Annotated in this window: 19 protein-coding genes; 9 read left to right on the top strand and 10 right to left on the bottom strand. The window is 60.4% G+C overall.

Annotated features, from left to right (window positions below):
• The first annotated feature begins 29 nt into the window (after positions 1–29).
• The gene (locus ABWL43_RS01405) at positions 30–1,049 is read left to right on the top strand and encodes an acyltransferase family protein (RefSeq protein ID WP_404486379.1); all 1,020 of its coding nucleotides are present in this window, start codon (positions 30–32) and stop codon (positions 1,047–1,049) included.
• Positions 1,050–1,423: 374 nt separating this feature from the next.
• Here the strand turns inward: ABWL43_RS01405 and ABWL43_RS01400 are convergent, their stop codons facing one another.
• Genes ABWL43_RS01400 through ABWL43_RS01390 form a run of 3 tightly spaced genes read right to left on the bottom strand, consistent with a single transcriptional unit; the run spans position 1,424 to position 3,028 of the window.
• On the bottom strand, positions 1,424–2,134 hold the full coding sequence (locus tag ABWL43_RS01400) for an SDR family NAD(P)-dependent oxidoreductase (protein WP_404486377.1): 711 nt from the start codon (positions 2,132–2,134) through the stop codon (positions 1,424–1,426).
• Positions 2,135–2,165: 31 nt separating this feature from the next.
• Positions 2,166–2,816, bottom strand: a complete 651-nt coding sequence (locus ABWL43_RS01395; RefSeq protein ID WP_404486375.1) for a DsbA family oxidoreductase — start codon at positions 2,814–2,816, stop codon at positions 2,166–2,168.
• Positions 2,813–3,028 (bottom strand): 4-oxalocrotonate tautomerase family protein, encoded by a 216-nt coding sequence (locus ABWL43_RS01390; RefSeq protein ID WP_404486373.1) that lies wholly within the window; start codon positions 3,026–3,028, stop codon positions 2,813–2,815. Before ABWL43_RS01390 ends, ABWL43_RS01395 begins: the two co-directional genes overlap by 4 nt.
• A gap of 202 nt (positions 3,029–3,230) precedes the next feature.
• On the opposite strand from ABWL43_RS01390, the gene ABWL43_RS01385 reads away from it, so the two are divergent.
• Positions 3,231–5,360: a M48 family metallopeptidase gene (locus ABWL43_RS01385; RefSeq protein ID WP_404486371.1), complete on the top strand. Its 2,130-nt coding sequence runs from the start codon at positions 3,231–3,233 to the stop codon at positions 5,358–5,360.
• A 73-nt stretch (positions 5,361–5,433) separates the two neighbouring features.
• Here the strand turns inward: ABWL43_RS01385 and ABWL43_RS01380 are convergent, their stop codons facing one another.
• Positions 5,434–6,750, bottom strand: coding sequence for an OprD family porin (locus tag ABWL43_RS01380; protein ID WP_404486369.1), 1,317 nt, complete (start codon positions 6,748–6,750; stop codon positions 5,434–5,436).
• Positions 6,751–7,159: 409 nt separating this feature from the next.
• Between ABWL43_RS01380 and ABWL43_RS01375 the strand changes: the two genes are divergently transcribed.
• Complete coding sequence (locus tag ABWL43_RS01375) at positions 7,160–9,247, top strand: TonB-dependent receptor (protein WP_404486367.1); 2,088 nt, start codon at positions 7,160–7,162, stop codon at positions 9,245–9,247.
• 83 nt (positions 9,248–9,330) lie between these two features.
• Here the strand turns inward: ABWL43_RS01375 and ABWL43_RS01370 are convergent, their stop codons facing one another.
• From ABWL43_RS01370 to ABWL43_RS01360, 3 genes are all read right to left on the bottom strand, one after another.
• Positions 9,331–9,543 carry a hypothetical protein gene (locus ABWL43_RS01370; protein ID WP_404486366.1) on the bottom strand — a complete coding sequence of 71 codons (213 nt, stop codon included), beginning with the start codon at positions 9,541–9,543 and terminating at the stop codon, positions 9,331–9,333.
• 234 nt (positions 9,544–9,777) lie between these two features.
• Positions 9,778–10,884, bottom strand: coding sequence for an agmatine deiminase (gene aguA, locus ABWL43_RS01365; protein WP_404486364.1), 1,107 nt, complete (start codon positions 10,882–10,884; stop codon positions 9,778–9,780).
• A gap of 120 nt (positions 10,885–11,004) precedes the next feature.
• The gene (locus tag ABWL43_RS01360) at positions 11,005–13,908 is read right to left on the bottom strand and encodes an aminotransferase (RefSeq protein WP_404486362.1); all 2,904 of its coding nucleotides are present in this window, start codon (positions 13,906–13,908) and stop codon (positions 11,005–11,007) included.
• Positions 13,909–14,059: 151 nt separating this feature from the next.
• Between ABWL43_RS01360 and rfbB the strand changes: the two genes are divergently transcribed.
• From rfbB to ABWL43_RS01340, 4 genes are all read left to right on the top strand, one after another.
• A complete protein-coding gene (rfbB, locus tag ABWL43_RS01355) occupies positions 14,060–15,142 on the top strand; it encodes a dTDP-glucose 4,6-dehydratase (RefSeq protein WP_145159837.1) in 1,083 nt (360 codons plus the stop codon).
• 61 nt (positions 15,143–15,203) lie between these two features.
• Positions 15,204–17,012, top strand: coding sequence for an ATP-binding protein (locus ABWL43_RS01350; protein WP_262208090.1), 1,809 nt, complete (start codon positions 15,204–15,206; stop codon positions 17,010–17,012).
• Positions 17,009–18,394 carry a sigma-54-dependent transcriptional regulator gene (locus ABWL43_RS01345; RefSeq protein ID WP_404486359.1) on the top strand — a complete coding sequence of 462 codons (1,386 nt, stop codon included), beginning with the start codon at positions 17,009–17,011 and terminating at the stop codon, positions 18,392–18,394. Before ABWL43_RS01350 ends, ABWL43_RS01345 begins: the two co-directional genes overlap by 4 nt.
• A 26-nt stretch (positions 18,395–18,420) precedes the next feature.
• Positions 18,421–18,876 carry a thioesterase domain-containing protein gene (locus ABWL43_RS01340; protein ID WP_106577429.1) on the top strand — a complete coding sequence of 152 codons (456 nt, stop codon included), beginning with the start codon at positions 18,421–18,423 and terminating at the stop codon, positions 18,874–18,876.
• Positions 18,877–19,223: 347 nt separating this feature from the next.
• Here ABWL43_RS01340 and cysQ read toward each other — a convergent pair whose 3' ends face one another.
• Complete coding sequence (cysQ, locus tag ABWL43_RS01335) at positions 19,224–20,060, bottom strand: 3'(2'),5'-bisphosphate nucleotidase CysQ (RefSeq protein WP_404486357.1); 837 nt, start codon at positions 20,058–20,060, stop codon at positions 19,224–19,226.
• Positions 20,057–20,623, bottom strand: coding sequence for an ADP compounds hydrolase NudE (gene nudE, locus ABWL43_RS01330; RefSeq protein ID WP_106577427.1), 567 nt, complete (start codon positions 20,621–20,623; stop codon positions 20,057–20,059). The genes cysQ and nudE overlap by 4 nt, the downstream gene beginning before the upstream one ends.
• 87 nt (positions 20,624–20,710) lie before the next feature.
• Here nudE and yrfG point away from each other — a divergent pair, with 87 nt between their 5' ends.
• Positions 20,711–21,373, top strand: a complete 663-nt coding sequence (gene yrfG, locus ABWL43_RS01325; protein ID WP_262208093.1) for a GMP/IMP nucleotidase — start codon at positions 20,711–20,713, stop codon at positions 21,371–21,373.
• Between the two features lie 139 nt (positions 21,374–21,512).
• Here yrfG and lysM read toward each other — a convergent pair whose 3' ends face one another.
• On the bottom strand, positions 21,513–21,953 hold the full coding sequence (gene lysM / locus ABWL43_RS01320) for a peptidoglycan-binding protein LysM (protein WP_404486355.1): 441 nt from the start codon (positions 21,951–21,953) through the stop codon (positions 21,513–21,515).
• A gap of 131 nt (positions 21,954–22,084) precedes the next feature.
• Between lysM and ABWL43_RS01315 the strand changes: the two genes are divergently transcribed.
• Positions 22,085–22,972: a LysR family transcriptional regulator gene (locus tag ABWL43_RS01315; protein ID WP_242198682.1), complete on the top strand. Its 888-nt coding sequence runs from the start codon at positions 22,085–22,087 to the stop codon at positions 22,970–22,972.
• Positions 22,973–23,016: the final 44 nt, after the last annotated feature.

Raw genomic sequence — 23,016 nt, 5'->3', positions numbered from 1 at the left:
TCATCATTCAATTACCAACGGAGCGGTGCGTGATTAATCGCGACAATTCATTCGACCTGATCAGGCACCTAGCGGCGCTGGCAGTTCTTGTAAGCCACCACTACGTACTTTCCGGCCAGCAAGAACCCATGTTGCAGGGCTACAACTCGTTAGGGGCGATTGCCGTATTGGCATTCTTCGCCATATCCGGCTTCCTCATCACTCAAAGCTTTCTAAATACTCGCAGCTTCTACCACTACATGGAGAAGCGAATCGCGCGAATTTTTCCTGCCTTGATCGCCTGTGCATTTGTGATGGTGTACCTCTGCGGGCCTGCATTCAGCAAAAACGGTTTGGGCTATGCATTCAGCCTGGAGTCGTTGACAGACTTTTTGAAAGTGTCGGCGTTTGGCCGCGCGGACATAGGCGACATTACCAGCACCTTCATATTTAAAGATTCGTTCAACGGAAGCTTGTGGTCGCTGAAAATTGAGTTTGGCTGCTACGTGCTGCTCGCGTTGGCGCTGCTGGTATTGCGCAGGGCAGCCGTGCCGCTGATCATCGCACTTGCCTTTTGCATAACCACCTACCTATGCAGCACGTCAGCACACCCGATGGCGCCGAAGCTACTGGTGTACTCAACCGTCGGGATTGCATTTTTCATAGGGTCTTCGCTGTATTTCTATCGAGCTGCGTTCAGCAGCGCGAAAGCGAAACTATTGATCGGCATTCTGTCGGCAGCACTTATTCTGGTCTCCCTGAACACACCGTTGGTTATGGTGTTTGCAAGTATCGGGGTAAGTCTTCTGGTGCTGTCACTTGGGACGTTGTGCAAAGATCGAATCATTAAATCTCGATTCGATATTTCGTATGGGATGTATCTCTACGCCTTCCCCGTGCAGCAACTCATGATCAATACGACGGCACTGAGCTTCTACGCTTCAATGCTGGCAACTGCGGTAGTTGTGATCGTGCTGGCCACCTTGTCGTGGCTGTTTATCGAGAAACCTGCACTGAACTATGTGCATCGAAAGTCCCGACACCAGGAAAGCGCTGCAACAATGGCGTAGAGCAGTTTCATGCCGTGATGGTTTGAACCTCGCGGCCTGTTGCCTGGGGTTCTCTGGCTTTCGACACGACTGACGCTCGGCTGCGAACTCAGCGACCGAGCCTGAGAATCCGATTTTGAGGCAGGCGCGAAAAGCCCCACGTAGTCGTTCAACCAACGAACGCGGTAGCTCTCACTCGATAGGGGAGTCTCACCAATAACTGCAACAAATCCGCCCGTATTAACCTCCCCAGTCGTCACGCCTTGGTGATGGTAAAGGCGGTGAAGGTGTTGGAGTCGCCCTGCCATGCTGGGCAATAGGATGTGAATGTGGGGCCGGGGTGGCGCTATCGCGGGCAAGCCCGGCTCCCACGGGGATCGACGTGGGGCGTTTTTTCAGTGCCCCGCGCTTTGGCCGCCGTCCACGTGCAGGATCTCGCCGGTGACGAACCCGGCGTTCTCCAGGTAGATGATTGCCTGAGCAATATCACTCGCTTCGCCCATGTGCCCGACCGGATGCAGGTTGCCCAATGCCGCGTGGGTTTCTTCACCGTGCATCGGCGTCTTGATGATCCCGGGGCTCACCGCGTTCACACGAATGCCGCGTTTGGCGTATTCGATTGCCAGGGATTTGGTCGCTGCGCTCAAGCCGCCTTTGGTCAGCGAGGCCAGCACCGACGGCACACCGTCAATGGCGTGGTCCACCAGGCTGGTGGTGATGTTGACGATGTGCCCGGCGCCCTGTTTGAGCATTTCGGTGATCGCCAGCTGGGTGATGTAGAAGAACCCGTTGAGGTTCACGCCCAGCACATTTTTGTAGTCTTCGTGGGTGTAGCGGGTGAAGGGTTTGGCGACGAAGATACCGGCGTTGTTGACCAGGCTGTCGATGCGGCCAAAGTGCGTCACGCCTTCGCGGATTACGCGCTCGGCGGTGGCCGGGTCGGCGATATCGCCGGCCACGGTAAGAATCTCCGGATCCGTCGACGGCGTGATCGACCGCGAAGTGGCAACCACTCGGTAACCCAGCTGGCGATAAGCCTCGACCGCAGCAGCGCCAAGGCCCTGGGATGCGCCGGTAATCACAACGACTTTTTTCGAATTGCTCATGATGAAACCTCTGTATGGAAAGTGAGATGGTTCAAGCAGCCACGGCGGACGTTTCCCGCAGCATCTGTTCGTAATAACTGACTGATTGCGACCCGCAGACCAGCTGACGACCATTGAGGACCATGGCCGGCACGGCGTTGATGCCGCGCTCGCGGTAGAACGCTTCAAGCTCGCGCACTTCATTGGCGTGGTCGGCAGAGGCCAGCACCCTTCGTGCGTCATCAATGTCCAGCCCGGCCTCGGCGGCTAAACGTGCGAGGGTTTCGTGATCGCTGAGGTTCTGGCCGTCGGTGAAAAAAACGCGCAACAGCATCTTTTTCAACACGATCTGCCGCCCTAGCGGCAACGCCCACAGCAGCAGCCGATGCGCATCGAAGGTGTTGTAGAAGTGGCTGCGTTTTTCCAGGTCAAAGGTGAAACCGATGGCATCGCCGCGCTCCATCAACATCCTTTTGCCGCTGGCGACGTCTTCAGCGCTGCGCCCGTATTTGCGCATCATGTGGGCGACGGCGTTTTCGCCCTCGGCCGGCATGTCAGGGTTGAGTTCGAAGGGTTTAAAGGTCAGTTCAACCTTAACTTCGCCCGCCAGATTGGCGATGGCTTGCTCCAACGCAGTAGCGCCCAGAGCGCACCACGGGCAGACCACATCGGAGATGAAGTCGATGGTGACGGGCGTGCTCATGACGGATTTTCCGCGAGCTGTTTACGGTATTGAGTGGTGGTGACGCCGGCGTAGCCCCAGTTATCGGTATCAACTTCTTCGATGACGATGTGGGTCAAGTCGGGGCGTTTGTTGAGCACGCGTTCGAGGGTTTCAGTGAATTCGGCAATGACCTGGGCTTTTTGCTCCGGGGTAACGCCGTCACGGGTAATGCGCAGGCAGACAAAGGGCATGGCAGTGGCTCCAGTGGCCGGCCATCGGGGTGATGGGCGGGCAAGTGGGGCTAATTTAGGCGTACGCCTGGTGGGGATAAAGATGGGCTGGAGTACTTCATTAGTGACGCGGTGTAACAGATGTATTAGGTAATACCTTCAAGTATCGCGCCTGGCGTTTTTTTCGGTATAACCGACAGCTCTGCGTTGGGACCGGACTTCCATGAACGCCCTGAAACTGATCTGTCTGCTCGTCATTTTCCCGCTATTACTCGCCGCCCTCGGTGTCTGGGAGCGCGAGCGTGCTGCCGAGGCATCCACCAGCATCATCGTCTACAGCGCCAAGGTGAACGCTGCCAAACAGCAGTTGCAGGCGCTGGCGGCGCGAAATCCAGCGGCGCTGGTCGACCTGGGCAAAGAGAAAATCAGCGTGCAACTGGCGCTCTCACGCCTGGATAACGTTGAAGCCGAGCTGCCGACTGCTCATCGCGTAAACCGCGCCCTGAGCGAGCTGGCACCGTGGGTGATCGGCCTGGGGTTGCTCGCAGCGTGCATCGGCCTGGCCGCGCTGGCAGGCACCCAGTGGGCAGGGCAACGCGCGCAGCAGTCGCGGGAGAAATTGCTGCAGGTGTTCTCCCTGGGCAGCCGGCTGTTGCCCTACGGGCTGGTGAGCCATGTGGTGGCAATGGCCGCGACGTTGGCGTTGGTGCTGATTTATGAAGGCCTGGCGATGTGGCATGTGGGACGCCTGGGCAGCGGCGAAGTCAAGTTGATGGCAACACTGGGTGTGTTGGCCGCCTTCAGTGTGTATTCAATCTGGTCGCTGCTTAAACAACTGCGCAACATGCTGGGGATGTTCAAGCCCGAACCGCTGCAAATGTTCGGGCAGGTCGTTACACCGCAGCAGGCACCCGGGTTATGGCGCCACGTACGCGAACTGGCCGGCCAACTGGGTACATTGGCGCCGGATCATATTGTGGTGAGCCTGGCCCAGGGCTTTTACGTGACCTCCAGCGAAGCCAATGTAATGCCCACCGAAACGCGATTGAGCGGGCGCACCCTGCATGTGCCGTTGCTGCACCTGGGCCTGCTGAGCCGCGAAGAAATCGGCGCGGTGATCGGCCACGAGCTGGCGCACTTTGTGGGCGAAGACACCGAGTACAGCCTGCATTTTCTGCCGATCTACGACGGCGTCGACCGCAGCCTGCGGGCGCTGCTGGAAACCATGCAGGCCAGCGACCTGATCCAGGGTTGGCTCATGCGCCCTTCGTTCATGTTCGGCCTGTTTTTCATGCAGCGGTTCGATCACGCAGTGAATCACTGGAGCCGAGAACGCGAGTTACTGGCGGACGCTGCCGGCGCGCGATTGGTGGGCAATGCGGCGGCGGCCTCGGCGTTGTTGCGAATCTCGGTACTGCATGCCCACATCGAGCAGGCTTTGCTGACGCTCTGTGACACGGCCACAGAGGATGACTTGCCCGGCGCGGTGCTGACCGCATTGCGCGACACACCCTTGCAGCTGCCGCCCGAAGCGCTGGACATTCACCAACCCCACCCGACCGACTCTCACCCCTCAAATGGCGAACGCCTGCAAGCCTTACAAGTGCACGTGGAAGACGCCGTGCACCGCGCCACGCGTGCGGTGGATGTAGACGCTGCGAATGCGCAGATCGATGCGTGTTTCAGCGCTCCGCTTAGCGTGCGAGTACAACTTTCCCGCGATCTGAATGCGCTGGCAGAGGCCGAAAACACTGAGCAAACCGAGCTGTTGGAAAGCATGGTCACGTCCACCACAGGCGAATGCTCGCTGCATGAAGGCGGCCGGTGGCGCGGCACGCTGATGGCGGTGTTGGCAGTGCCGTTTGTGTTGCTGGGGTTGGCCATCATGAGTCGGCCCTGGCTTTCCCCGGAAAAATTTAAAGGCACCCCGCTGTCGGCCGTGGGCGCCGGCGCGGCGATCGGCAGCATCGCGCTGATCTTTTTATGGATGGGCATCCGCCGCTTCAAGCGCGCACCGCAAACCGCGCTGCGCCTGACGCCGGAGCATTTTGTGTTCGCCAATCTGACGCACCCCTTGCCCATCGAACACATCGCCGATGTCAGCCTGCAATTTGCCCAAGGCGTGTGGGTCACGGTAGAACTGACGCCCGAAGCGCCATTACCCGAGCGACGTAAAACCGCGTTCGGCGTACCCGGAGCAAGGGTTAACAAGAAGAAACGCCAAGTGCTGCTGCAGATGGCGCAACTGTGCATCGATAACCAGAAAATCGAGCCCTACGAAGGGTTGGCGATGATGCTCAACTACCTGAATGCCTCCCTCGCCCGCAAAATTTTGCACAACCGCCCAGACTGAAGTGCAGGCATAAAAAAACCCCGAACCAGTCGGGGTTTTTTATCGCCTGAAATCAGGCGCGACGCCAAATCAATTAGAAAACGTTGATCGGGTAGTCGGCGAACAGACGGATTTCGTTACCGCCTACGTTGTAGTTGCTGGCGTTGCTGGAGACGCGCAACCAGGACGCACGAGCGCGCAGGCTCAGGTCTTTGGCTGGGCCGCTTTGAACGACGTATTTGAACTGGTTGAAGATCTCACGCTCGGTGCCACTGCCGCGGTTGGAACCGTCGTCAATGTTGGTGCCGCGCACGTAAGCAATGTTGTAGGTCAAGCCAGGCACGCCGAAGGCGCTGAAGTCCAGGCCGTAGCCTGCTTGCCAGGAGCGCTCGTCCTTACCGTTGAAGTCGGACCAGTAGGAGTTGGCCAGCAAGATGGTGTTACCGCCATCGCCGATGCCGCCAGCGTTGCGGTAGCCGCCGTACAGATAACCGGTGTCGCCGGTGCTGCGCTGGTGAGCAAAGGTGAAGCTGTGCGGGCCAACCGCCCAGGTCGCGCCCAGGCTCCAGATTTTGTTGTCGCGAGCGTCGGCGTCACCTTGGTTTTCCAGGGCGAAGCTCTTGTCCAGCTTGGTTTTGTAGCCGTTGAAGTCAAAGGTCAACGATTGCTTCTCTGGCAGGGCCAGTACGTAGTTGACGTTGACGTATTGCTTCTTCAGCACGTCTTGCATGTCGGAGGCGTACAGCGCGGCCGACAGGCTTTCGGTGAATTTGTAGCTACCACCGATGTAATCAATGCTTTTCAGGCGACCGCTGTCGGTGCCTTCGGCGCTCTTGCGCGCTTCCTTGGTGAAGTGACCAGCGTCCAGTTGCAGGCCGGCGATCTCTTTGGAAACGATCGAGGTACCCGTGTAGGTTTCCGACAACAGGCGGGAGTTGTCGTACTGCAGAACAGGGACTGCCGGGAACTGATCACCGTACTTCAGCACAGTGTTGGAAACCCGGAATTTGACGGCTGCGCCGCCCTTGGCCAAATCGTCGGCCGGTGCGCCGTTGCGAGTGGTGCCATCCGCGCGCGTGGTGGCTGCGCCTTCTTTAAAGAAGTCGATACCGCCCGCACCAGCGCGGCCTCGGCCACCATCCAGGCGAATGGCGTATTGGCCGATCACGTCCACACCCACACCGACGGTGCCTTGGGTGAAGCCGGATTCGAACTTACCGATGAAGCCCTGGCCCCACTCGGCTTTGTCTTGCTTGCCGTTTTTGTAGTCACGGCTGATGTAGGCGTTACGTGCTGCGATGTTCAGGTGGCTGTCGTCAACAAAACCCTTGGATTGCTCCTGGTCGTTTGCCATTGCCTGAGTAGCGCTCAAAATCCCCAGAGCGATCAGACCCATCCGTTGCTTCAACATTTCTTATATTCCTTATTACTGGTTGAGTACGCGCTGTGACACCAGGCTCCGTGTCGCTTTTCTGGTGTCGACTTTTTCCGAAAAAAACAAAGCCCGCGGACGACTGAACTGCCGCGGGCCTTTTTTATTGGATAAGTCATGGCGGTTAGCCACAGGCGTTGGGCGCAATCCTATGCGCGCGTTGAACTATGTGTCAATTTCGTGAATCGTCTGTATTTAGGCGAAATAATTCTAAGCAACGGCCTACAGCGCCTGCATGAAAGACAGAAAATCACTCAGAACCGCAAAAAAAACACATTGAGTAACACTTTCCAGAGCCTACATTTTTGGGAATGCATAACGCGCGCAAATGCAAAGCATTACCATTAACGCGCACATTCCTTCCCGAACTTTTTGGATAGATTCCTTCATGCCTGTCTCTCGCCTGACGCCCATCACCCTTGGGCTTTCTGCTCTGCTGTCTGCTGGTTTTGCCTGCGCCGCCACGATTTTGCCGGAAACCTCGATCAGCACCGAAGTTGACGAAGACGACCCACGCGTCAAAGAGACCCACACCGCCACACGCACTGCCACGTCTGTGCGTTATGTGCCGCAGGCCATCGATTCGGTAAAAACCGAAACCCTGCGCGCCTACGGCACCAACGATCTGGGCCAGGCGTTAAGCGGAATTCCCAACGTGAGCAGCGGCGCCGACACGCGCTTTGACAGCCTGCGCATTCGTGGTTTCGACGCAAGCAACGACTTCTACCTGGACGGCATTCGCGACGACAGCCAGTACGTGCGCGACCTGCATAACATCGAACGCATTGAGGTGCTCAAAGGCCCGGCAGCCGTGCTGTACGGGCGCGGCGGTCAGGGCGGGATCGTCAACCGCGTGAGCAAATTGCCCACCGCGGGTCACACCTCCAGCATCGAAGCCCAGGGCGGCAGCGATGATTTGCGCAGCCTGTATGCCGACCTCAGCACCGACCCCACAGACGACATCAGCCTGCGCCTGAACATGGGCAACCAGGACAACAACAGTTTCCGCGACGGCGTCAGTGGCAATCGCCAACTGTTTGCGCCGTCGATGAGCTGGCAACTGACGCCCGACCTCAATTGGTTGGTGCAATACGAATACAGCCGCTACAACCGCACGCCGGACCGCGGTATTCCCGGGGTCAACGGGCGCCCGGCAGACGTGAGCCGTAGCGCCACCTATTTTGATAGCCGCGATTACATCGACGACAAGTCTCAGTCCCTGCGCTCCAGGCTCGCCTATGAACTCAACGCCAACTGGCAACTGCGCCACACCTTGGGCGTGTTCAAGCTCGACAGCGATTTCGACAACACCTACCAGACCGGCTACGACCCGAAAACCAACAGGGTCACGCGCCAGCGCTGGCAGCAGGATTTGACCACCCGCAACGTTTTCAACAACCTTGAGCTGGAAGGCGCTTTCGACACCTTCGGCCTGGAGCACCGCCTGCTCACCGGTCTGGAGCTGGGCAGCCAGCGCCGCGACCCGAAGCTGTATACCGCCACCGCCGTCAACCGTGGCGGCCAAGCCGTGCCGAGCCTGGATCTCAACCAGCCCAACCGCCACCTGAGCCACAACGGGCCGATGAGTCTTTCAAGTTACAACCACACGGAAGTAGAAAGTCGCGCTGTGTACGTGCAGGACCAACTGCGCCTCAACGATCAATGGCAACTGCTGGCAGGCCTGCGGTATGACCATTTCGAAGTGGACACCACCAGCAAGGTGCTCAACACCCGCCAAGCTGTCGATAGCCGCAGCACCAGCCCGCGCGTCGGCCTGGTATGGACGCCACTGGAACATCACTCGTTTTATGCCTCGTGGAGCAAAACCTTCTCCCCCGCGGGCGGTGGCCTGATCGGTATCACGCCCAATGCCGCTGGCAGCGTCAACGACCTGAGCCCCGAACTGACCAAACAGAAGGAAATCGGCGTGAAGAGCGATTGGCTCGACGACCGCCTGAGCACCACCCTCGCCGTGTACGAGCTTGAGCTTTGTAACCGCCGCACCAGCGACCCGCTCGACCGCACCATCACCCTGCTCACCGGCATGCAACGCTCGCGCGGCGTGGAACTGACGGCTACCGGCAAGCTCGTCGGCAATTGGTATGTGCGTGGTGGCATCGGCCTGCAGGATGCCAAAGTCGAGAAGGACAACAATGGCTTTGAAGGCAAGCGCATCAGCGATGTGGCCAAGCGCAATGCCAGCTTGTTTATCACCTGGAAACCCGAGATGGGCTGGTATGCCGAAACCGGTCTGACCCTGGTGGGTGACCGTTACGCCGACAACCTCAACACCGTGGCGCTGCCAGGTTATGGGCGGTGGGACGCATTGGCCGGGTTCCGCCAGAAGCAATGGGACCTACGCGCGGCGCTGAACAATATTGCCGACAAACACTATTACGCTTCGGCCACCAGTGCGGCGCAGATCCAGCCGGGCGAGCCACGTAGCCTGGTTGTAACGGGCACCTACAGTTTCTAAAACCTGACACCCTCATGTACGAGCGGGCTTGGCTGCGATGCCATCGCAGGCAAGCCCGCTGCCATCGCTGATCTCAGTGCCCTTCAGTTTTTCAACAATTCACACAACGCGCGCACTTCATCCTCACTGAACAGCCCCGCCGGGTAACGTTCACTCATCACACGGCGCAAGTCAGCGTGACTGACCCGCCGCGAGCTGTTTGCCTTCAACCAGAGCGCCAACGCATGGATCGCATCACCGTTGACCCGCGTGGGGTGGAACGGGCGCGTGTAGATCAGGTTGATATCGGCATTCATTTCAGCGCTCTCTCCTACTGCGTGAGCGGCTAACTTACTCAAGGTTTGTGACAGAACTGCGCAGTCATCGCCTCGAGTCACTGTGACCACACCGATACAAGAGCTATGCCAATGTCCCGTATTTATAGGCATTCGGATACAAAAAAGCCCGCGGCCGTGCAGGGCCGCGGGCTTGCTATCAGCGCTATGAAGGGGTAGCGCCGCGCTGTTGTTCAGACGCTGTTACAACTGCACTCAGTTTTTGTGCGGCGCCGGCTGTTGTTGGGTCAGGCAATGGATATTGCCGCCACCCAGTAACAGTTCGCGCCCCGGCACCATCACCACTTCGTGCTGCGGGAACAGGTTCTGCAGAATCTGCTTGGCCTGACTGTCCAACGGGTCGTCGAAGCTTGGCGCGATGATGCCGCCGTTGACGATCAGGAAATTCACGTAGGAACCGGCCAACCGCACGCTCGGGTTACGTTCCTGGCTACCGTCCACCGGGTCGACGCCCGCGCACTCGTCTTCGGTGGCATACAGCGGCCCCGGGATCGGCATTTTATGCACTATGAATGCGCGCCCTTGGGCGTCGGTGCTGCTTTGCAGCACATCCATGGCAGCGTGGCAGCGCGCGTAGTTCGGGTCTTGCGGGTCGTCGGTCCACGCCAGCAGCACTTCGCCTGGGCGCACATAGCAGCAGAAGTTATCCACATGGCCATCGGTTTCGTCATTGAACAGACCGTCCGGCAACCAGATGATCTTATCCACAGCCAGATTGGCGCTGAGCACCGCTTCGATGGCCGCGCGATCCAGGTGCGGGTTGCGATTGCGGTTCAACAGGCATTCTTCGGTGGTGATCAACGTGCCTTCCCCGTCCACATGGATCGAGCCACCTTCCAGCACGAAGCCTTCGGTGCGGTAGCGCGGCGCACGTTCGATCTCGAGAATCTTGCCGCCCACCTGCGAGTCACGGTTCCACGGCGCATAGAGGCCGCCGTCGAAACCGCCCCAAGCATTGAAATCCCAGTTCACGCCGCGCACTTCGCCGCTGTTGTTGATCACGAAGGTCGGGCCGGTGTCGCGCACCCAAGCGTCATCGCTGGACATTTCCACCACGCGAATATTCGGCACGTCCAACCGTGCGCGCGCGTTTTCGTATTGCCCGGCCGACACACCCACCGTCACCGGCTCAAAGCGCGCGATGGCCTTGGCCACCGCCACGTGCGCAGCCTGCGCGGGCTTACCACCCAGGCGCCAGTTGTCCGGGCGCTCAGGCCAGATCATCCAGGTTTGAGTCTGTGGAGCCCATTCGGCGGGCATGTAGAAGCCATCGGCGCGAGGTGTGCTGTGCAGGGTGGTCATGGCGTTCAGGGCTCCGAATGGGGTGAAGACCGACTTTATAACGGATAAAAATCGGCTTTAAAAGGAAAAACAGACGATAAACAGAAAGCAATACAGCAGATAACCGATAACAATCGACTATTACAATTGTTCATCCAGCACCTTCGACAGCATGTCGACGAAGAAGTCCACGCTGCGTTTGGACGTGACCATCGGCGGCTTGATCTTGAGGATATTGAGGTAGTCACCCGTAGGCTGCATGAAAATCCCCAGCTCCCGTAACCGGTCACACAGCAACGCCGTTTCTTCGGTGGCCGGTTCCAGGGTAAGGCGGTCGCGCACCAACTCCAGCCCCAGATAGAAGCCGGAGCCATGAACAGCGCCGACCAGCGGGTGACGATCAATCAACTGCTCCAAGCGCGCCTTGAAATGCCCGCCCACCACCTGGGCGTTTTCCCACAGCTTTTCTTCCTGCATCACGTCCAGCACGGCCATGCCGATCTGACAGCTGACTGGGCTGCCCCCCGACGACGAGAAGAAATACCCTTCGGCCTCCAGCGCCTCGGCAATTTCGCGCCGGGTGATCACCGCGCCCAACGGTTGGCCGTTCCCCATGCCCTTGGCCATGGTGATGATGTCCGGCACCACGCCCTGCTCTTCAAAGCCCCAGAAAAAATGGCCCATGCGCCCATAACCCACCTGCACCTCATCGGCGATGCACACGCCGCCCTGGGCGCGCACCCGCGCGTACACCTGCTGCAAATAACCCGGCGGCAGGGAAATGCCCCCCGCATTGCCGTAGACCGGCTCGCATATGAACCCTGCCAACTGGCGTTTACTCGCGGCGATTTTCGCCAGGTTGTGTTCCACGCTTCGCACGTAATCCGGCGTACTGTCCTGCCCACGGAACTCGCCGCGATAGGTGTTCGGCGCGGTCACCGGGTGCACCCAGTCCGGGCGGCTGCTCAACGCCTGCGGGTTGTCGGCAATCGAGGTCGACACCGCATCCGCCGCCACCGACCAGCCGTGGTACGCCTCCAGCACGCTGAGCATGTCGCGCCCGCCGCTGTAGGCCCAGGCCAGGCGAATCGCCAGGTCATTGGCCTCGGTGCCGCTGTTGACCAGAAACACTCGGTCCATGCCCTCTGGCGCCAATGCCAGCAAACGCTCGGAAAACTCGGCAATTGCCGCATAGTGAAAGCGCGAATTGGTGTTGAGCAGCGACCATTGCCGCGCCGCCACCGCCGCCATGCGCGGGTGGCCATGGCCCAGCACGGCGACGTTGTTGAGCATGTCCAGGTAGAAACGGCCCTGCATGTCGATCAGGTGGTTGCGCCAGCCGCGCTCGATGCGCGGCGGGTCGACGTAATAGTGCTTCTGCGAGCGAGCGAAACTGGCATCCCGACGCGCCAGCAGAGCTTCGGGGTCCAGTTCCGGCTCGGCATCACAGGCCAGCCCCAGCAACGTGGCCGGCGACGGGCAGAGGGCTTGCCACGCCGGCGCCCTGGACGGCGTGCAGAACAACGGCGGCTCGAGCTCGGCACGGCATAACTGTACGGTGAGCGGGGCGTGCACCTCACCGAGCAGTTGCCCCTTCACCAGCACCGAGCCCGGTTTCAATGCGGTTTTCACGCCGCCGACACGCAGGCTCAGTTGAGCGGCATGCAAGCACAACAGACCGTCGTCGCCTGGGCGCAACGTACCGCCAAAGGGCGCTTCCAAGACGGTGCCGTGAGGCAGATGCAATTCCACGTGAAGCGGGAAAGTCTGCGGCTCGACGGCACTGTCGGCGCGCGTTCGCGACAACCGGTATTGCCCATACCGGCTGGCCGCCAACCCATGCACGGTCGCCGCTTCATCCAGCAACCGGCGGTCTATGCCGGGCAACTCCCAATTGCCGGCCTCGAAATGCGGGCTGAGTACGCCCAGGTCGATCAGCGCAAACTCACGCCCCACCAGGCCAGGCAGCAACGGCGCGAAGTCTTGGTCGGCCATCGGCGGCAACGCTTCTGCGACACAGCTCAGGATCGCCGCCTCCATCAGCGCATACGGCACCGAGGTCGCCACATGAAAAATTTCCCACTCGTGCTCGGCATTTTTCAGCAGGTAAGTGTTGTCAGGATCAAGGCGTTGCTGCTGTTCGCTGCTGAGCACCAGCACCGCCGCGCGCGCCACGATCAGCGGCCATAACGCCTGTAATTCCTCGCGCTGCAATGGCGTCACCGCGTGGCAGGCCTGGATCGCCGGCAGGATGGCAAAGGGGTCTCCATCGGCATGGTGCAACAGCGCCGCGCAGGTCACCGACAGGTCGGCAATGCGCCAGGTGTGCACCAAATCGCCGAAATCAATCACGCCCTGGACCTGCCAATGCCGCTGGGCGTCGCGCTGCCAGACGACGTTGTCATCGGTGATGTCCAGGTGTACGGCTTGCCACGGCAGGTGATCGACCAAAGGCTGAAGGCGCGCGTGTACGTGGTTGGCCGCGCGCTCGATGGCGTCGCGGTGCGGCAGGTTATCCAGGTTGGCCAGCAGGTGCGTGATCAGTGCATGGGCGTGGCGCGGGTCCCATTGCAACGTGCGGTCCAGGCCCGGGTGCTCGAAATGCTCCAGTGCGCGGCTGACCTGTCCACACAACTCACCGAAGCCTGCGATTACGTCACGGCCCAGGTGCGGCAGCTGCGTCAGGGGCTGGCCGTCGATATAGTCAAGCAACCGCAGGTGCACGGTTTGCCCGCCCACGGTGACGGTCAGCAGGTCTTCCCCGGTCAGTGCGCGGTTCACCTTGGGCACGCGCACGTGCGCTTGCAGGTTATTGAGGGCGGCGTGCTGGGCCTGCAGTTCAACGGCGGCGTAGTCGCCCCGGCAGATCTTCAGAACAAAGCGGCCACGCTCGCTGTCAACTCGGTAATTGAGGTCTTGTTGGCTGCCCAGCGACTGCAACGCGCCCGTCAAACCGTAATGTTGCTCGAGCAATTGCGCGGCTTGATCGGCGCTTATTTGTGGGCAAGGCAAACTGGCACGATGGATCAATGTGGCGAGCAACATTGTGGCGACCTCTGCTTTTTCAGGCGCCTATATCGCCATTGTTCGGGGCTGTTAATCAACCCCTCACGCATACCGGGCTTGCGCCGTCCCGATTCACAACTCAAGCTATGCCAACTTCGCCAAGTCTTCGTCTAAGGAAAAGGCCCTCGACATGCGTATTCTCATCACCGGCGGTGCCGGTTTTATCGGTTCCGCCCTGGTTCGTCACCTGATTCAAAACACCGAGCACGAAGTGCTCAACCTGGACAAACTCACCTACGCCGGCAACCTGGAATCGCTGACCAGCATTGCGTCCAATAGCCGCTATGAGTTCGTGCAGGCCGATATCATCGACCAGGCCGCGGTCAGCGCCGTGATTGCGCGCTTTGAGCCTCAGGCAATCATGCACCTGGCGGCCGAGTCGCACGTAGACCGCTCCATTGATGGCCCGTCGGATTTTATCCAGACCAACATCGTCGGCACCTACAGCTTGCTGGAAGCCACTCGCGCTTACTGGCAAACGCTGGAAGAGCCGGCCAAGAGCGCGTTTCGCTTTCACCATATCTCTACCGATGAGGTTTATGGCGACCTGCACGGCGTGGACGACCTGTTCACTGAAACCACGCCTTACGCGCCCAGCTCGCCGTACTCGGCCAGCAAGGCGGCGTCCGACCACCTGGTCCGCGCGTGGCAGCGCACTTACGGTTTGCCGGTGCTGCTGACCAACTGCTCGAACAACTACGGGCCGTTCCACTTCCCCGAAAAGCTGATCCCGCTGGTCATCCTCAACGCCCTCGCCGGCAAGCCACTGCCGGTCTACGGTGATGGCTTGCAAGTGCGCGACTGGCTGTTCGTCGAAGATCACGCTCGCGCGCTGTTCAAAGTGGTTACCGAAGGTGTGGTGGGCGAGACCTACAACATCGGCGGCCACAACGAGCAGAAGAATATCGACGTGGTACGCGGCATTTGTGGCCTGCTCGAAGAACTGGCACCCAATCGCCCGGCGGGCGTGGAAAAATTCACCGACCTGATCACTTTCGTCAAGGATCGCCCGGGCCACGATCAGCGCTACGCGATCGATGCCAGCAAGATTGAGCACGAACTGGGTTGGGTGCCCGAAGAAACCTTCGAAACCGGCCTGCGCAAAACGGTGCAGTGGTACCTCGATAACCTCGACTGGTGCCGCCGCGTCCAGGACGGCAGCTATCAAGGTGAGCGCCTGGGTAACACCGAGCCAAAAGACCTGATCGCATAACAACAGCATCACGCACCACAGCTAGGCATAATGCGCCTGTCCCCACAGGCGCATGATTCCCATGACTCCACCCCTTCCGCGAAGACCCCGCTGGCGCAGCCTCGCCCTGTTGGCGTTGTGCCTGGCACCGCTGCTGTGGCCGCTGGAACACCTGGCCGAGCGTTATTACGGCAGCGAACTGGCCAGTCAAAACCGCCAGACCCTCGACCTCTACGTCGCCAACCTGCTCGGCACCCTGCACCGCTATGAAGTGCTGCCCCAGATTCTGGGTGACTTGCCGGCCCTGCGCACCGCGCTGGATGCGCCCGATGTCAGCACCAACCTGGTCAACGCCAACCTGTTGCTCAAGAACGTCGCCGCCCAGGCCGGGGTGGAAGTGATGTACCTGATGGACACCACCGGCAAAACGCTCGCCGCCTCCAACTGGGACAAGCAGGACAGCTTTGTCGGGCGCAATTTCTCGTTTCGCCCCTATTTCAGCGAAGCCATGGCCGGGCGCCTGGGCCGGTTTTTCGGCCTGGGCACCACGTCGGCCAAACGCGGCTACTTCTTCGCCGCCGCCGTGCGCGATGGCGACAAGATCATCGGCGTGCTGGTGGTCAAGGTCGACCTGGACCATACCGAAAGCCTGTGGGGCAAAACCCCGGAACAACTGCTGGTGACGGACCACAACGGCGTGGTGATCCTTACGTCGCGCCCGCAATGGCGATTCCGTGCGACACGGCCGCTGACTGCCGAAGAGCGCCAAGCCATCATCGCGATCCAGCCCTACCCAACGCGCGACCCACAGCCGCTGGCCTTGAGTACGACGGCGTGGCTGCGCCAATCCTCGGCCATTGCCGAAACCGGCTGGACAGTGGAAATTCTGGCGCCGCGCTCGCTGATCAATCGCCCGGTGCGCACGGTGGTAGCGGTCGGCGGCGCCACGTTGCTGGTACTGATGCTGCTGCTGGGCTTGATGATGCAGCGCCGTCGCCATTATCTGGAACGCATCGCGTTTGAAGCCAAGGCGCGCCGCGAACTGGAAGCCCGCGTGATCGAGCGCACCAGCGACCTTGAAGGCCTCAACCGGCGTCTGAAGCAGGAAGTGCTTGAGCGCGAACACGCCCAGCAGGAGCTGGTTCGTGCCCAGGACGATCTGGTGCAAGCCGGCAAACTGTCAGCGCTGGGGACCATGTCGGCGAGCATCAGCCACGAACTCAATCAACCGCTCGCGGCGATTCGTAGCTATGCAGAAAACGCCGAAATCCTGCTCGACCACGAGCGCACCAATGACGCTCGCGGCAACCTCAAACTGATCAGCGAACTGACCGGGCGCATGGCCTCGATCATCGCGCATCTGCGCGCGTTCGCCCGCCGCGACCGCCACGCACCGGAAAGCGTGGCCCTGCAACCGGCGCTGGACGATGCATTGGCGTTGCTGGCCAAGCGGCGACGCTCGATGGAAGTCGAGCTGATCCGTGATTTGCCAGAAGCAACCCTGTGGGTACAAGCCGGCGAAACCCGTCTGCGCCAGGTACTCGGCAACTTGCTGGCTAACGCCCTCGACGCCCTCACCGAAAAAGGCCCGCCGCGCAAACTCTGGTTGAGTGCCCAAACCACCGAACAGGGCGTCAACCTGTACATTCGCGACAACGGTCCAGGTTTTTGCATGGAAGCCCTGGGCCGCGCCAGCGAGCCGTTCTACACAACCAAGACGCGCACCCAGGGCCTTGGGTTGGGGCTGGCAATTTGTGACACGTTGATGCGTGCCTTTGGCGGCGAATTGCTGTTTGCCAACCACAAGGAAGGCGGCGCGCTGTTAACCTTGAAATTGCGTGCCGGCTCGCCGGGCGTCAGTCTGCAACCGTCCGAGGACCGCAGTGTATGAGTATCGATAACCAGATTCAGGTGGTGTTGATCGACGACGATCCACACCTGCGTCAGGCCCTGTGCCAGACCCTGGACCTGGCCGGGCTGAACGTCCTGACCCTGGGCGAAGCCACCGGCCTCACTGCGCGCCTGTCGCGGGACTGGCCGGGCGTGGTGGTCAGCGACATCCGCATGCCTGGCATGGACGGCCTGGAGTTGCTCGCCGAACTGCACGGCCAGGACCCGGAACTGCCAGTGCTGTTGATCACCGGCCACGGCGACGTGCCGCTGGCGGTGCAAGCCATGCGGGCCGGCGCCTATGACTTTCTTGAAAAACCCTTCGCCAGCGATGCCCTGCTCGACAGCGTGCGCCGCGCCCTGGCCCTGCGCCGCCTGGTGCTGGACAACCGCAGCCTGCGCCTGGCCCTCAGTGACCGTCAGCAATTGAGCACGCGCCTGGTCGGGCATTCGCCGCAAATGCTGCGCCTGCGCGAGCAGATCGGCGCCCTGGCCGCGACCCGCGCCGACGTGCTGATCCTCGGCGAAACCGGCGCCGGCAAAGAGGTGGTGGCGCGTGCGCTGCACGACCTGTCCAGCCGACGCAGCGGGCCATTTGTGGCGATCAACGCCGGCGCCCTGGCGGAATCGGTGGTCGAGAGCGAGCTGTTCGGCCATGAGCCGGGGGCATTTACCGGCGCGCAGAAACGCCGTATCGGCAAATTCGAATTCGCCAACGGCGGCACGCTGTTTCTCGATGAAATCGAAAGCATGAGCCTGGACGTGCAGGTCAAGCTGTTGCGCCTGCTGCAGGAGCGCGTGGTGGAACGCCTGGGGGGCAATCAACTGATCCCGCTGGATATCCGCATCATCGCTGCCACCAAGGAAGACCTGCGCCAGGCTGCCGATCAGGGCCGCTTTCGCGCCGACTTGTATTACCGCCTCAATGTGGCACCGCTGCGCATTCCACCGTTGCGCGAGCGCGGCGAGGATGCCTTGATGCTGTTTCAACACTTTGCCGACGAGGCCAGCAGCCGTCACGGCCTGCCGCTTAACGAACTGCAACCGGGCCAGCGCGCGCTGCTGCTGCGCCATAGCTGGCCCGGCAATGTGCGCGAACTGCAGAATGCGGCAGAACGCTTTGCCCTGGGGCTCGAGCTGGCACTGGACGCCACGGCGGACAACCCTGCCGCTGGCGTCCTGACCTCCACGCCGGGCGGTCTGAGCGAACAAGTCGAGCAGTTCGAAAAAAGCCTGATCGCCGCTGAGCTGACCCGCCCTCACAGCTCGGTGCGCAGCCTCGCGGAAGCCTTGGGCATACCGCGCAAAACCCTGCACGACAAACTGCGCAAGCACGGCCTGAACTTCGCCGACAGCGCCAGCCACAGCGCCGACGACGAATGACCCCGCCCACTCGCCAAGAGGCCGCCATGAGCCGCGACAGCCGTTACCTGGAATCCATCCTGCACCACGACATCCCGCTTACCCGGGAAATGGGCCTCAAGGTGCTCGACTGGCAACACGGCCAATTGCAGCTGCACCTGCCCTTGCAAGCCAATATCAACCACAAGAGCACCATGTTCGGCGGCAGCCTGTATTGCGGCGCCGTGCTGGCGGGCTGGGGCTGGCTGCACCTGCAATTGCGTGAAGAAGGCATCGAAGACGGGCATATCGTGATTCAGGAAGGGCAGATCAGCTATCCGCTGCCCGTCACACGGGATGCGACGGTGGTGTGCAGGGCGCCGGAGGAGAAGGTGTGGAAGCGTTTTGTGGCGACGTATAACCGTTATGGTCGCGCGCGGCTGACGCTGGAGACGTGGATTGTGAATGAGGGGAGTGAGGAGCGCGCGGTGGCGTTCACTGGCCAGTACGTCTTGCACCGTTAACCGCCACCCCCCAAAAAATATGGGAGCTGGATTACCACGGTATCTACACAATCTCGAATGGCGACACCACCCTCCGTGGCGAGCGGGCTTGCCCCGCGTTGGGTTGCGAAGCAGCCCTAAAACCTGAAACTGCGGTCTATAAGCAGAGCGCGGTGTTCTTATTGGGGCCGCTTCGCAGCCCAACGCGGGGCTTGCCCCGCTCGCCACGAAAGGTCGCCTGCTACCTATTTTGCGGTTATCGGAAGTTATGTAGATACGCTGCGATAGCGGTCTGACAGTCACAGCGTTGGTGGCTGATCTATTGAAATCGCAGGCAAGCCAGCTCCCACATTGAATCTACGCCGGGCTCAAGATCTCGCCAGGGTCAGCAGGCGTTCCCGCCATGCGGCCTTGGCCGGCAGCGCCAAAAAGAACGGGTTCAACAACGATTCACGCGCCGGATAGCTGAACGGCTCACCACTCAACTCCAACACCTCGCCGCCCGCGCCTTCCAACACGCCCTGGGCCGCTGCGGTGTCCCATTGCGACGTCGGCGCCAAACGTGGGTAGCAATCGGCACTGCCTTCGGCCAACAGGCAGAATTTCAGCGAGCTGCCGATATTCGCCAGCTTCAACGCTCCCAGGCCTTCGCTCAAGCCGTGCAGCAGGCGCTCCTGTTCAGGGCTGCTGTGGCGACGGCTGGCAACCACGGTGAAAACTTCACCCGCTGCCGGCGTCTGGCGTACCTGTATCTGCTTGGGTGCTTCGTTCACATCAGAACGCCACGCCCCCAGCCCCGCGCCACCGAAGTAGCAACGGCCACTGGTGGGCATCGATACCACGCCAAACACCACGCGGCCTTGTTCGATCAAGGCGATATTGACGGTGAACTCTTCGCTGCCAGAGATAAATTCCTTGGTGCCATCCAGCGGGTCAACCAGCCACCAGCGCTGCCAGCCCGCACGCACACTTTGGTCGATATCCGCGTCTTCTTCGGACAGCACCGGAATGCTCGGGTCGAGCGCGGTAAGGCCGGCGAGAATCAGATGGTGAGCGGCCAGGTCCGCTGCCGTCACCGGCGAGTCATCCGACTTGGAGGTGACCGCCACGTCGGCGCGCCAATACGGCAGGATCACTTCACCGGCCTGACGGGCCAGCTCAATCACAGGGGCAATAAACGGGTGGCCTAAAAACAGTTCGCTCATGCGATAAACGCTCCACGCTGGGTCAACAGGTCTCGTACCAGATACAGTGCCGCCAGGGCGCGCCCCTCGCTGAACTGCTCATTTTGCGCAAGCTGCGACAGCTCGCGCAGGTTAACCCGATCGACCCGCATCGGCTCAGGCTCATCGCCTTCCAGGCGCTCTTCGTACAGATCGGTGGCCAACACCACCTGGATTTTCTGGCTCATGTAGCCGGGCGACAACGACAGCTCGGTGATGTGTTCCAACTGACGCGCGCCATAACCGGCCTCTTCCTTGAGTTCACGGTTGGCCGCCGCCAGTACGTCTTCGCCGGGTTCGATCAGCCCCTTGGGCAACGACACCTCATATTCATCGGTGCCGCCGCAGTACTCTTCCACCAGCAACGCATGATCGTCGTCAATCATCGCCACGATCATCACCGCGCCGTAGCCGGCACCGCGGCCTACCAGGCGCTCGTAGGTCCGTTCAACGCCATTGGAAAAGCGCAATTGCACTTCCTCCACGCGGAACAAACGGCTACTGGCGACTATTTCGCGGGCGAGGACGGTGGGTTTCTGGCGCATAAGCGGCTCCTTGGCGTGATCGGGTTACTATACCGTGGCTTTTCCGATTGTCTGTGTCGGATATCTTTACTTACATGAGAACACCCCATGCCCTCTTTGCCCTGGCACGCCATCGACACCGTCCTGCTGGACATGGACGGCACCTTGCTCGACCTGCATTTCGACAACCATTTCTGGATGGAGCACCTGCCCCAGCGCTACGCCGAGCTGCACGGCGTGAGCCGCGCCATGGCCGATATGGAATTGCAGCCACTGTTCGAGCGTAACGCGGGACAGTTGCAATGGTATTGCCTGGATTTCTGGAGCACGGAGCTGAATATTCCGGTGCGCGAACTCAAGTTGGAAACGGCCCACCTGATTGCCCTGCGCCCGGACGCGGATACCTTTCTGGCGGCGATCAAACAGGCCGGCAAGCGCGTGATTCTGATCACCAACGCGCATCGTGATTCGCTGTCTTTGAAGTTGGAACGCATTGAACTGGCGCCGTATTTCGAGCGGTTGATCAGCTCCCATGACTATGGTTTTCCCAAGGAAGACCCACAATTCTGGGCAGCCCTGCACGCCGACATCCACTTCGACCCGGCCCGTAGCCTGTTTATCGATGACACCTTGCCGATCCTGCGCAGCGCGCGCGATTTTGGCGTGGGGCATCTGCTGGCAGTGAAAGAACCGGACAGCAAGAAGGGGCCAAAGGACACGGCAGAGTTTGCGGCGGTGGGGGATTACCGGGATCTGATCGCCGGGCTCTAATCAAAAGTGGGAGCGGCCTTGTGTGGGCGCCGGGCTTGCCCGCGATATCGGCACCTCGGTTTATCAATGACACCGAGGTGATGCTATCGCAGGCAAGCCAGCTCCCACACAAACCCGCTCCCACCGTTGGGCCCGCGTATTACTCAGGAATGCGCAGTGTCTGCCCTGGGTAAATTTTGTTCACATCTTTGAGCAATGGCTTGTTGGCCTCAAAGATCTTGTTGTACTGGTTGGCGTTGCCGTACATCGCCAGGGAAATCGCGCTCAGCGTATCGCCCTTTTTCACGACGACGAAACGGGCAGCTGTCACAGCCGGGCCGGTCACGGTGATCTGGTCTTCTACACTGCCAACACCTGCGATGTTGCCTGCAGCCAGGATGATTTTTTCTTTCTCTTCCTGAGTGGCAACTTCACCCTTCACGGTGACCTTGTCGCCATCAACGGTTGCGGTGATATTCGGGTTTCCGAGCCCGACATCGCTGATGTGTTTCTTCAACTCATCACTTGCGTTGGCGTTACCCGGCGTCAACAGGTCAATAAGCTTCTCGCCTGCTTCCTTAACAAAGCTAAAAATACTCATGGTGCGCTCTCCTTGGGTTTTTAAGTTCCAGATGCCCAAGACTAGACCAGTCCTGCTGTCTTGGGTTCCAGGCCGACCAAAGACCCAAACGCGCTAGAATCCCCCGCCATTGGAATAAGCCCGGAGCGAAGATGGACATCAAACAGTTGAAATTCCTCATCGCCCTCGACGAGACGCGCCACTTCGGCCAGGCGGCCGCGCGCTGCCATATCACCCAGCCGACCCTGTCGATGCGCTTGCGTAACCTGGAAGAAGAGCTGGACTTGCCGCTGGTCAATCGTGGCCAGCGCTTTGAAGGCTTTACCGCGCCGGGCGAACGCGTGCTGGCGTGGGCGCGTACGGTGCTGGCGGCCTATGACGGCTTGCAGGCCGAAGCGGCGGCCTGTCGCGGCAATCTGGTCGGCACCTTGCGCCTGGGTGTGGTGCCGTTGTCGAGCTTCGATCCCTTGGCCTTGATGAAGCAACTGCACGAAGAGCATCCGAGCCTGCGCTTTGAACTGTCGGCATTGAGCTCCGAGCAAATCCTCGAACAGCTGGCGAGCAACCGCCTGGACCTCGGCGTGTCCTACCTGGAGCGCCTGGATAACGAGCGCTTCGACTCGCTGGCCTTGGGCGAAACCCGCATGGGCCTGCTCTACGACCAACGTTTTTTCAGCTTCGGCGACAAGCCATTGAGCTGGGAAGCGCTGATCGAACTGCCGCTGGGCATGCTCACCAGCGGCATGCATTTCCGTCAGTCCATCGACCACAACTTCCACAGTCGCGGGCTCCACCCGCAACCGCTGCTGCAAACCGATGCCGTGCATCAATTGTTACAAGCCGTTCACGGCGGCCTGTGTTGCGCGGTGATGCCACTGGACGGCGGCCTGGATGCACTGACTGAGCACCTGCGCCTGCAACCCATTGAAGACGCTCACACATTGGCTCGCCTAGGGCTGATCATGCGTCGCAGCGCACCGCGTTCGGCATTGGCGGAAGCCTGTTTCGCGCTGTTTCAAAAATCGCAGCAAGAGCCTTGATCGACGCCATCTATCGATAGATCAGTACTGGCGATTAGACGCGA

The sequence above is a fragment of the Pseudomonas sp. HT11 genome, assembly GCF_044875395.1.
Taxonomy (GTDB): domain Bacteria; phylum Pseudomonadota; class Gammaproteobacteria; order Pseudomonadales; family Pseudomonadaceae; genus Aquipseudomonas.
The sequence above is the reverse complement of the archived record's forward strand: the minus strand, read 5'-3'. Positions and strand labels throughout refer to the sequence as shown.